The following is a 12,402-nucleotide window of genomic DNA, read 5'->3' on the forward strand; positions in this document are numbered from 1 at the left end:
ATATATTGTTACTACTGCAAACGGTTACGCTTTTGTGCTCGATAGTAAATCCACTCAGCTAAACCAATAGCAAGCACAGCACCACCTACTATTTTGGCAATATACTCAACATATCCCCCCATATCAATTTGGGCTGGTGGAATAAAGACCAAAATTACAGCAAATAGCGTTGATAAAAACCCTAATGCAGGTAAAACAATCGGCATAACCTTACCTGGAATTTTAAAGCTACGCGGTACATCAGTTTGAGTAAATCGTAAACGATAATACGCAATAAACATCACTAAATACGGAATAAAATAACAAATTGTTGTAAGTGCTGTTAACATCCAATATGCCGCAGCAATACTTGGTGACACAAACGTTGAAAAACAAAGCACAGTCACAATAATTGCTTGAATAATTAAAGCAAAAGCAGGTGTTTTATACACAGGATGCAAGCGACCGATACGTTCACCAAGCAAATTATCTTCTTTTGATGCTTCTTGTAACATATAAATAGGGCCTACTAACCATGAGTTAATTTGTCCTAATGCACCAAAGAATAAACAAATTGCCATAACAGGTAATAACCAAGGCATATGTAATTCATTGGCAGCAGCTTCCATCGCCTGCATAACACCCGCAACAATATCGGTATCTTCTGCAGGTAACAACGTATTAATTGCCCATGAACCCACCATATAAATACCAACAATGACAACAGCTGAAACCAACATTGCTTTTGGAAAATCACGCTGAGGATCACGAGTCCGTCCGGCAATCATTGGCGCCACTTCAAGACCTGCGAACGCAAACATCATGCTAGATAAAAATACGATAGTATCCCAACTACTTAAATCAGGAATCCAATCACTAACATGGCTATAGCTCGTTGCCATTGGATGCCCCATTAATAACCATACAATAGCTAAAACAATAAGAATAGCAGCAGGAATAAATACACCAAGCCATGCACTAACACTATTGATAATTTTAGTCCATTGCATTCCCCTAATATTCATTAGTGTCAAAATCCAAAAGACAACCATAGAACCAACACCAATAAATACTTGGTTTTGAGCTAAATCAGCACTAAACATATACCCTATTGCGGTAAAACCAAATTGCAACATTAATGGGAAGAAAAGCACACAAGAAAACAAAAAGCAAACAACAACAATCCAACCAATACGTTTACCAAATGCTTCTTTTACCCACACAAAAATTCCACCATCTTTTGGCCAACCGGTTGAAAGTTCACCACACACCATCGCTAATGGAAAGAATAAACAAAATGCGGCAAGTAACCAAAGTACCATTGCTGACGCACCATAAGGAGCAACATTCGGAATTTGGCGTAAACTCAGTATTGCAATGACATTCATAAACACAATGTCTTTAATACCCAGTAAACTTGAATCTTTAGAATCACTCATAATAACCTCACTTTATAATATCTGGAGCATAAAATGCCCCAGATATTGATGATTAATAGATGTCGTACCCAACCATATCTTCGTAAGTGTCCTCACGGCGAATCAATCGATCTTTACCCTCTTTATCTATCATTACAACAGCGGTACGAGGACGATTGTTATAAACAGTTTGGCTTTCGATGGTATAAGCGCCAGCATCAAGGAAAGCAACAATATCGCCGATTTGAGTATCTTTCGGCATTAAGAATTCTTCACCTTTAACACCGACATGGAAGTAGTCACCCCCATCACATAAAGGACCTGCCAATTTGATGTATTCATCGTGTGTTTCATTGATTTTTGAAGCATTATAAACATAGAAGAACCAATCAAAATGTTGACTATCAGATAAAACACTATAACCTGCATCAACAAATTTCCACTCAACATGTTCTTCAATGTTACCGTCTAAATCATAATTAGTTTTACGTTTTTCACAGGCAATTTCAGTTACAAGCACACCTGCTGAACCAGTTACTTTACGACCTGGCTCAATACAGATTTCAACATCAGTGCGCCATTTGTGTACTTCACTAATAACGGCATCAGCAAAATCTTGTGCAGTAATGCCTGCATACATATTATCTTCTAATGGATTACCATTTTCTTCGTCATATTTATATGGAACAGGAATTCCCCCGCCTACATTGATTAAATCAAATTTAATACCAAGCACTTCTTCTAAGCGACGTGATTCATCAACTAAAACCTTCGTTGCTTTAGCAAAAGGCTCTGCTTCAGGCACCTGATCACCAACATGCATATGTAAACCACGTAAATGAACATATGGCATTGCCAAAATATGACGACATGTCTCTTCTGCTTGTTCTAAATCAATACCTGATTTAGCATGATAAGCCGTTACCAATTCTGCGTGAGTTGCTGATGGAACATTTGGCTCAACACGCACACAAACATTTGCTACTTTTTTCAAACGTTTTGATATTTCATCAATAATATCAAGTTCATATAAACTATCTACGTTGATAATATAAAGATCATTTTGAATAGCAAATTCTAAATCCACAGGTTTTTTAACAACACCATTGAAAACAATTTGGCTACCAGGAAAACCGATTTCTAAACATTTACGCACTTCAAACATTGAGTTGGCTTCTGCGTAAATACCGGCATCTTTAATCGCTTTAAGCACGCCCATTACAGAACAGGTTTTTGACGCATAGAAAATTTTTGTATTTGGATGCGCTTTAAATGCATTTTTGATTTCTTGCACATTACGATCAATTTCCTTTTCAGAAAACACATAAAAAGGGGTTGGATATTTTTCGGCTAACTTTTCTAAATTAATACCATCAAAACATAGTTTGCCACTTTCAGCACTAAAACGACGATCTTTAGTTACAAGATCTGTACGTATTTTGTTATAATTTGACATAATTGCGTCAGACATATGACCTCCAGTTAATTAATACATAAAAGAACATAATGAATAAGAAAAATGGCTTCTCACCTGTAATGCAATCAGTATGCCAAATAAAAAAACAATAATAATCATTAAGTTAAAAAACAATCGTCATAAACAAAATTAGTCATATAGTGTAAAATATATCTTTATGACAAAAATCCGTCATTCCAGTGAGAGTTGAAAAGGATTTAAATTAACCTAAGCAAGATCTAAAAAATAATTCAAAATTAAAAGGCACTAATATCATGACAATCGATCCTGAATTATTACAATCGCTAGATATATTTAAACATTTTTTTGATCTAATCCATCAACCAATAGCCATTATCAATAAGGAAGGAAAATATATTTATTATAATCAAGAAAGTGCAGAACTAGATGGTTATCCGATGGAGCAAGCTATTGGTAAACCCATACTCAAAGTTTATCCAAAGATGAGAAAAGAAGACAGCACCATGCTGCAAGCTCTACAACAAGGCAAAGAATATCAAGATAATTACCAAAGCTATTACAATCATGTCGGCAAACTTGTTGATTACATGCACACAACAGTGCCACTTTATAACACAAATAAAGAAATTATCGGCGCAATAGAAATAGGACGAAATTTATCTACTGTAAGGCAATTACAAGATCAAGTATTTACCTTAAATAGCAAGTTATACCAAAACAAAGAACAGCCATTACCCGAAATTGTTTTTGTTTCACAAAAAATGCAACAGGTTATCGACCAAACCAATGTGTTAGGAGCAAATGATGTTCCTGTATTAATTGTTGGCGAAACAGGTACAGGTAAAGAGCTATTTGCCCGTTTAATACACCAAACAAGCCAACGCCGACAAAAACCTTTCATATCCCTTAATTGTAGCGCATTGCCGACAACACTAATTGAGAGCACATTATTTGGTACAGTAAAAGGCGCATTCACGGGTGCAGAAACTCGACAAGGTTATTTAGAACTTGCCAATGGTGGTACCTTATTTCTTGATGAATTAAATGCCATGCCTTTAGATATGCAAAGCAAATTATTACGATTCTTACAGGAAAAAACCTATTGGCCACTAGGTGGTAATAAAGAAATGTATTCTGATGTTCGTATTGTCGCAGCGATGAACGAATCACCAACAGAATTACTAAAAACAGGAAAAATGAGGAACGACCTATTTTATCGATTAAACGTTGGCTTAATAAAGCTCCCAGCTTTACGCGACAGAACAGAAGACATCCCTGTTTTAGCTCGCTATTTTATTGATAAACATAAAAACGATATAAATATCATCATCAGCGGTATCAGTGAACATGCGCTACAACAATTAATATCAGCTCCTTGGCCTGGCAATGTCCGGATGCTTGAAAATGCAATAGTCAGAAGTATGGTATTACAAAGCGAACCCGGTGAATTACAGCATATCACACTTGATGACGAGCTATTTGATCTCAATAGTTCATTTTATCAGGACGAGAACAGCAGTAAACCAGACCAAACAACACCAAACAGATCACAACACGGAAAAAACTTAACCCAACAAGTAGAAAACTATGAACGACAACTTATCATTGATGCCTTAAATCAAGCCAATGGTAAAATTATCACAGCGGCAAAAATATTAAATATTTCACGCACAACTTTACAATATAAAGTCAAAAAATATCATATACAAATGGGGGTAATTAATGATTAATCTAATCCCCCCAAAACAATCAATCAAACGCTTGAGCACAAGCGAAAGCACTACTCCAAGCCCATTGAAAATTATACCCTCCTAGCCAACCTGACACATCAACAACTTCACCAATAAAATAAAGATTGGGTTGCTTTTTTGCCTCCATAGTTTTTGATGATAACGCATCAGTACTTACCCCACCTAATGTTACCTCGGCAGTACGATACCCTTCCGTACCATTAGGGACAATGGACCATTGCGTCAAGGTATCATAAAGATTTTGTTGCTGTTTAGGAGTAAGTTGCTTCACCATTAAATCAGACACTAAATTTAATTGTATTAATGCTTCAATGAGTCTTTTAGGTAAAATCTGCGCTAAACAATTTTTTATATTTTGATTACGATTTGCTTCAAGTAATGGTTTAAATTCCGTTTCGAATTGCCTATCAGGTAACAAATTAATCTTAATTGCTTCACCAGTTTGCCAATAGCTTGAAATTTGCAAAATGGCAGGACCTGATAATCCCCGATGAGTAAATAACAGATTATCTTTAAAACAAATTTTTGAGTTCGACACTTCAACTGGCACCGAAATACCAGACAGCGTTGACAGCACCTCTAACAAAGGTTTATGCAGTGTAAAAGGCACTAAGCCAGCCTTTACAGGAACAACCGGCAGATCAAATTTTTCGGCAATTTTATATCCTATCGACGTCATACCCAACGCAGGCATAGATAACCCACCTGTTGCAATAATAACTTTATCACTCTCAATCACACCTTTTGAAGTATGTAATTTAAATTTCTCAGTATTAGATTCAATATCATTAAGTTGCGTTTGCAACATAAAACTCACACCACCTTTTTGACACTCTTTAACTAACATATTCACAATCAGTTGAGCTGAATCATCACAAAACAACTGCCCATGATCTTTTTCGTGATAAGCGATATGATATTGATTAACCAAATGAATAAAATCCCACTGCGTATAACGTTTTAATGCCGATTTACAAAAATGCGGATTTTGGGACAAATAATGCTTAGCCTCAATATTCAAGTTAGTAAAATTACATTTACCTCCGCCAGACATTAAAATTTTGCGTCCTACCTTTTTACCATTATCAATCACAGTAACATCATAGCCCTTTTGCCCCAGCAAGCTGGCACAAAAAAGCCCTGCAGCGCCAGCGCCTACAATTGTAATTTTCGTTTGCATAATTGAGATATTAAAAATTGAAAGATAATAAATTATAACAGTATACAACCACTACTAATAGCCATTGAATTTTGCAATATGTTTTATACTAAAATAAACATTTTAATGAAACTTTTTAACAAAAAAGAAAAAGAACTTATATCCAAAATATCCGCCCAAATTACCAGAATCTAGTGTTAACTTATAAAACCATTAAAAATCATAGCAATAATTACCATTATTAGCTTTATTAATAACGTCAATGACAGTTATTAAAAGATTGACTTATAAGTAATATTTATTTGACCAAAATACGATTTTTCTTTAATTTCATAGCCAATATGGGATTAATGCCTATACCTTCTCAAATTATAAAAGCGATGAACTAGAGGCAATGATATGTTATATAACCAGCATCATGAAAAAGATAACTGCGGATTTGGGCTAATTGCTCACATTGAAGGGCAACCAAGTCATAAAGTGGTGCGTACAGCAATTCACGGTTTAGCCAGAATGCAACACCGTGGCGCCATTTTATCTGATGGAAAAACAGGCGATGGTTGCGGTCTTTTATTACAAAAACCTGACCGTTTTTTTAGATTAGTAGCACAAGATGCAGGTTGGCGATTAGCGACCAATTACGCCGTTGGTATGCTGTTTTTAAGCCAAGACGAAAAAGAAGCACAAGCAAGCCGCGAGATTGTTGAAGAGGAATTAGCTGAAGAAACCTTATCTATTCTAGGTTGGCGCGAAGTACCGATTGATAAAAGCGTACTGGGTGAAATAGCATTATCATCACTACCCAAAATAGAACAAGTGTTTGTCAACGCCCCAGCCGGTTGGACAAAAATCGATTTAGAGCGTCGTTTATATATGGTACGTCGTCGAATTGAAAAACGGGTGAAAGACGACACATTTTACGTTTGCAGCTTCTCCAATCAGGTCAATATCTATAAAGGCTTATGTATGCCTAAAGATTTACCTCGATTCTATTTAGATTTGGCCGATATCCGCATGGAAACGGCTATTTGTCTATTCCATCAACGGTTTTCAACTAATACCGTGCCACGTTGGCCATTAGCGCAACCTTTTCGCCATCTGGCGCATAATGGTGAAATCAATACCATCGAAGGTAACCGCCAATGGGCAAAAGCGCGCTCATACAAATTTAAAACGCCACTCATTCCTGACTTACAAGATGCCGCACCGTTTGTTAATGTCACCGGATCTGATTCGAGTTCCTTAGATAACATGCTAGAGCTATTCCTTGTTGGGGGGATGGATATTGTACGAGCTATGCGCCTGCTTGTACCTCCTGCTTGGCAAAATAACCCTGACATGAACGAAGACCTGCGTGCCTTTTTCGATTTCAACTCAATGCATATGGAGCCTTGGGATGGGCCTGCGGGTATTGTCATGTCGGACGGACGTTATGCGGCATGTAATTTAGACCGTAATGGATTACGTCCTGCCCGTTATGTAATAACGACAGACAAACTTATTACCTGTGCCTCTGAAATTGGTATCTGGGACTACCAACCTGATGAAGTTGTCACTAAAGGCCGTGTTGGTCCGGGTGAATTATTAGTTATCGATACCGAAGAAGGTCGCATATTACAATCGTCTGAAACAGATAACGATTTACAAAAACGTCATCCTTATAAAGAATGGATGGCAAAAAATGTTAAACAGCTAATACCATTTGAAAACCTACCTGATGATAACATTGGTTCACGTAATTACGACGATACGTTACTTGCCACTTATCAAAAACAGTTTGGTTATAGCGCTGAAGAGCTTGACCAATGCATTCGTGTACTCGGTGAAAATGGCCAAGAAGCCACGGGCTCAATGGGTGATGATACGCCGTTTGCCGTATTATCAAGTAGACCTCGTTTAATTTATGACTATTTCCGCCAAAAATTTGCACAGGTCACAAATCCACCTATCGATCCACTACGTGAAGCACATGTTATGTCGCTTTCAACCAGCATCGGTCGAGAAATGAACGTATTTGCCGAAGCAGAAGGTCAAGCGCATCGCGTGGCATTTAAATATCCCGTTTTAGTTTATTCTGATTTACAACAATTAACCGCGTTAGAGTCGCGTTACTACAAATCAGAAACATTAGACATCACTTATGACATTGATGGCAGCTTACGTGATGCCATTGAACAATTATGTGGTGATGCCGAAGCAAAAGTGCGTAATGGCACAGTCTTACTGATTTTATCAGATAAAAACATCGCGGCCGATCGCTTACCAATTCCGGCACCAATGGCGGTTGGTGCTGTACAACAGCGCTTAGTTGAAAAGAATTTACGTTGTGATGCCAATATCATTGTTGAAACAGCAAGTTGCCGTGATCCACATCAATTTGCAGTACTGCTTGGTTTTGGAGCAACAGCAATTTACCCTTACTTAGCCTATGAAACCTTAGGTCAAATGGTCGATAATGGCACAATAAATAAATCTTATCGCGAAGCAATTCTTAATTACCGCAATGGGATCAACAAAGGCCTATACAAAATCATGTCTAAAATGGGGATATCAACCGTTGCCTCTTACCGCTGCTCAAAACTGTTTGAAGCGGTTGGATTACATAAGGATGTGGTTGAGCTTTGTTTCCAAGGTGTCACTAGCCGTATTAGTGGCGCTAATTTTGATGATTTTACGCAAGACCAATTTAACTTATCGAAAAGTGCATGGTTAAAAAGAAAACCATTAGAACAAGGTGGACTACTTAAATTTGTTCATGGTGGCGAATATCATGCCTATAATCCTGATGTGGTGCAGTCACTACAAAAAGCGGTCAATAATGGCAATTATGACGATTACAAACGTTATACTGATATCGTCAATCATCGCCCTATTACCACATTACGTGATTTATTAAAGCTCAATCCACCTAAAGATGCAGCTATTCCACTGGAACAAGTCGAACCTGAAGAATCACTATTCAAACGCTTTGACTCAGCCGCCATGTCAATTGGTGCGCTAAGCCCTGAAGCGCACGAATCGCTTGCCGAAGCCATGAATACACTCGGTGGTTTCTCCAATTCAGGTGAAGGTGGTGAAGATCCGGCACGCTACAACACCATAAAAGTCTCGCGCATAAAACAAGTTGCATCAGGCCGTTTTGGCGTAACGCCAAGTTACTTAATGAGTGCTGATGTTATCCAAATTAAAGTCGCACAAGGAGCAAAACCAGGTGAAGGTGGTCAGCTACCTGGTGATAAAGTCACACCGTATATAGCAAAATTACGTTTTTCGGTACCCGGTGTCACATTGATTTCGCCACCGCCTCATCACGACATCTATTCAATTGAGGACTTGGCACAACTTATTTTTGACCTTAAACAGATTAACCCTAACGCAATGATTTCGGTCAAATTAGTATCTGAACCGGGCGTTGGAACCATTGCAACTGGTGTTGCTAAAGCTTATGCTGACCTCATCACCATTTCTGGTTATGACGGGGGAACCGGAGCTAGCCCATTAACATCGGTCAAATATGCCGGCTCACCTTGGGAACTTGGTCTGGTTGAAACACAACAATCCTTAGTCGCCAATGGATTACGCCACAAAATCCGTCTACAAGTTGACGGTGGATTAAAAACCGGTACCGATATTGTCAAAGCTGCCATTTTAGGGGCAGAAAGCTTCGGATTTGGAACTGGTCCAATGGTCGCCTTGGGTTGTAAATATCTGCGTATTTGTCACCTTAATAACTGTGCAACAGGTGTTGCAACACAAGATGAAAAATTACGTAGCGAGCACTATCATGGCCTGCCTGAAAAAGCCATGAACTACTTCCGCTTTATTGCACGTAATACACGAGAAGTGATGGCAGAACTAGGCGTAAGTCGGATTGTCGATTTAATCGGACGGACTGATTTATTATTAGAACTCGATGGCATCACAGCGAAACAACAAAAACTAGATCTATCTGGACTGCTAAAAACAGCCACTCCACTCGAAGGTAAACCGGTTTACTGCATAGAAGATAACAAACCTTTTGATAAAGGGGTACTCAATAAAGAGATCATCACGCAAGCACAACAATTTGTTGATAACCGTCAAAGCAAAAGCTTCTATTTTGACATTCAAAACACCGATCGCTCGGTTGGCACAAGCCTATCAGGCTATATTGCCCAAAAATATGGCGATCAAGGCTTAGTCACCGATCCGATCTCGCTAAATTTCAACGGCACGGCGGGGCAAAGTTTTGGTGTATGGAATGCTGGTGGTGTAGATCTAACCCTAACTGGCGATGCCAACGACTATGTTGGTAAAGGCATGGCAGGTGGACGCATTGTCATTCGCCCACCGCAAGGCTCGGCATTTTTAAGTCATGAAGCGACCATCGCGGGTAATACCTGCTTATATGGCGCAACAGGTGGCAAATTATTTGCCGCAGGACGAGCAGGTGAACGATTTGCCGTACGTAATTCCGGCGCCATCAGCGTTGTTGAAGGCATTGGTGATAATGGATGTGAATATATGACAGGCGGTATTGTTTGTATACTAGGAAAAACAGGGGTCAACTTCGGTGCGGGTATGACCGGTGGGTTTGCTTATATCTTAGATGAAGATGGCGAACTACACAAACGCATCAACAAAGAGCTGGTCGAAATGCTAAACGTCGCAAATTACGCCATTCACGAAGAACACCTTCGCGGTTTAATTATGGAACATGCTCAACTAACCCACTCATCACGAGCCGAAAATATTTTGGCTAATTGGGACGATTTTGCCAAACAATTTGTCCTAGTCAAACCAAAATCCAGTGATGTCAAAGCACTACTTGGACACCGCAGTCGATCATCGGCAGAACTGCGCGTTCAAGCACAGTAAGGAGAACACGAAAATGAGTCAAAATGTTTATCAATTTATCGATTTACAACGTGTTGATCCGCCTAAAAAATCGTTAAACATCCGCAAAATTGAATTTGTTGAAATTTACGAAGGCTTTTCTGCCTCGCAATCACAAGCACAAGCCGATCGCTGTCTGGCTTGTGGTAATCCTTATTGTGAATGGCGCTGCCCTGTACATAACTATATTCCCAATTGGTTAAAACTGGTTAACGAAGGTAAAATTCTAGAAGCGGTAGAACTCTCACACCAAACCAACAGCCTGCCGGAAGTTTGTGGTCGAGTCTGTCCACAAGATCGCCTTTGTGAAGGCTCTTGCACCTTAAATGCTGAATTTGGTGCGGTTACCATTGGAAATATTGAACGTTATATTACTGATGAAGCCTTTAAAATGGGGTGGAAACCCAACCTATCGAATGTTGAACAAACAGGGCTAAAAGTCGCCATTATTGGTGCAGGCCCGGCAGGCCTTGCATGTGCTGATGTCTTAGTGCGCAATGGTGTAACACCGGTGGTGTTTGACCGTCACCCTGAAATTGGCGGATTACTAACATTTGGTATCCCTGCTTTCAAATTAGACAAAGAAGTACTCATTAACCGACGCCGCATATTTACCGAAATGGGCATTGAATTCAGACTAAATACCGAAGTGGGCAAAACGGTGCAACTAGCCGACTTAATCAATGAATTTGATGCCGTATTTGTTGGTGCAGGTACTTATCAATCAATGCGAGCAGGACTTGAAAACGAAGATGCTAATGGTGTTTACGACGCACTGCCATTTTTAATTGCCAATACCAAACACCTCATGCAACATCAACAAACCCAAGATGCACCTTACATTGACATGAAAAATAAACGTGTGGTTGTGCTTGGTGGTGGTGATACTGCAATGGACTGTGTACGAACCTCAATTCGCCAAGGTGCTACCGAAGTCACTTGTGCCTATCGCCGAGACGAAGCCAACATGCCGGGCTCAAAGCGAGAAGTTAAAAACGCTAAAGAAGAAGGTGCACAGTTTCAATTTAATGTACAACCACTAAGCATTGAAATTAACAGCGCAGGGCAAGTGACAGGTGTAAAAATGGTTCGCACCGAGCTTGGCGAACCGGACGCAAAAGGTCGACGTTCACCAGTCATGATTGAAGGTTCAGAATTTGTCCTACCTGCCGATGCAGTGGTAATGGCATTTGGATTTAAGCCACATGCTATGCCGTGGTTGGAAGAACAAGGGGTTGATTTTGACGCACAAGGTCGAATCATTGCGCCAGAAGCTAACGGTTACCAAACGAGTAATGCTAAAATCTTTGCCGGTGGCGATGCCGTTCGGGGGTCGGATTTAGTGGTAACGGCGATTAATGAAGGGCGCAAAGCGGCTGAGGGTATTTTGAATTATTTGGAAGTTTGAAGGTTGTTGTAGTTTAAATTAAAATTAAATTAGATATTAGTATAAGCCCGCTTTTTATAAGCGGGCTTTTTAATTGGGTTTTTGGGAAGGATTGTTGTGTTTTTGTAAGGCAGTTTTTGTTAAAAAACAGCCAGAAAAAAACTTTAATAAAATCAATACCTTTTCTGACCGATTTTTGGCGGAAAATTAGGTCTTTTTTGTTCTGGTGCATAGAATGAATTAGGTGCAGTGGTTTCGGACGTTTTGACCTATAGTGAACAAAATAGCTATTGTGACCACGTCCGAGCTAAGGGAATTAAAGCGAATGAACTGCCCCCCAAAAGTTGGATTGTTTAAATCTACTTTTGGGAACAAAATTATGGCAAAAAAATATA

General features: G+C 39.2%; 6 protein-coding genes. 3 read left to right on the plus strand and 3 right to left on the minus strand.

Going from position 1 to position 12,402, the window contains the following annotated elements; translation table 11 throughout:
- Nucleotides 1–11 precede the first annotated feature (11 nt).
- Nucleotides 12–1,418: an APC family permease gene (locus tag GQ598_RS01625; protein WP_160402053.1), complete on the minus strand. Its 1,407-nt coding sequence runs from the start codon at nucleotides 1,416–1,418 to the stop codon at nucleotides 12–14.
- 52 nt (nucleotides 1,419–1,470) lie between these two features.
- The gene (lysA, locus tag GQ598_RS01630) at nucleotides 1,471–2,868 is read right to left on the minus strand and encodes a diaminopimelate decarboxylase (protein ID WP_160402054.1); all 1,398 of its coding nucleotides are present in this window, start codon (nucleotides 2,866–2,868) and stop codon (nucleotides 1,471–1,473) included.
- Nucleotides 2,869–3,125: 257 nt separating this feature from the next.
- On the opposite strand from lysA, the gene GQ598_RS01635 reads away from it, so the two are divergent.
- Nucleotides 3,126–4,565, plus strand: coding sequence for a sigma 54-interacting transcriptional regulator (locus tag GQ598_RS01635; RefSeq protein ID WP_160402064.1), 1,440 nt, complete (start codon nucleotides 3,126–3,128; stop codon nucleotides 4,563–4,565).
- 19 nt (nucleotides 4,566–4,584) lie between these two features.
- Here the strand turns inward: GQ598_RS01635 and GQ598_RS01640 are convergent, their stop codons facing one another.
- Nucleotides 4,585–5,766, minus strand: a complete 1,182-nt coding sequence (locus tag GQ598_RS01640) for an NAD(P)/FAD-dependent oxidoreductase (RefSeq protein WP_160402055.1) — start codon at nucleotides 5,764–5,766, stop codon at nucleotides 4,585–4,587.
- Between the two features lie 378 nt (nucleotides 5,767–6,144).
- Here GQ598_RS01640 and gltB point away from each other — a divergent pair, with 378 nt between their 5' ends.
- Both gltB and GQ598_RS01650 read left to right on the plus strand, forming a co-directional pair.
- Nucleotides 6,145–10,602, plus strand: coding sequence for a glutamate synthase large subunit (gltB, locus tag GQ598_RS01645; protein ID WP_160402056.1), 4,458 nt, complete (start codon nucleotides 6,145–6,147; stop codon nucleotides 10,600–10,602).
- Between the two features lie 13 nt (nucleotides 10,603–10,615).
- On the plus strand, nucleotides 10,616–12,028 hold the full coding sequence (locus GQ598_RS01650; protein ID WP_160402057.1) for an FAD-dependent oxidoreductase: 1,413 nt from the start codon (nucleotides 10,616–10,618) through the stop codon (nucleotides 12,026–12,028).
- The last annotated feature ends 374 nt before the right edge of the window (nucleotides 12,029–12,402 follow it).

Source organism: Gilliamella sp. Pas-s95 (genome assembly GCF_009795795.1).
Lineage (GTDB): Bacteria > Pseudomonadota > Gammaproteobacteria > Enterobacterales > Orbaceae > Gilliamella > Gilliamella bombicola.

Excerpts from the sequence above, each read along its gene's own strand:
- GQ598_RS01625 (WP_160402053.1), bottom strand. The coding sequence starts at position 1,418 with ATGAGTGATTCTAAAGATTCAAGTTTACTGGGTATTAAAGACATTGTG.
- lysA (WP_160402054.1), bottom strand. The coding sequence starts at position 2,868 with ATGTCTGACGCAATTATGTCAAATTATAACAAAATACGTACAGATCTT.
- GQ598_RS01640 (WP_160402055.1), bottom strand. The coding sequence starts at position 5,766 with ATGCAAACGAAAATTACAATTGTAGGCGCTGGCGCTGCAGGGCTTTTT.
- gltB (WP_160402056.1), top strand. The coding sequence starts at position 6,145 with ATGTTATATAACCAGCATCATGAAAAAGATAACTGCGGATTTGGGCTA.
- GQ598_RS01650 (WP_160402057.1), top strand. The coding sequence starts at position 10,616 with ATGAGTCAAAATGTTTATCAATTTATCGATTTACAACGTGTTGATCCG.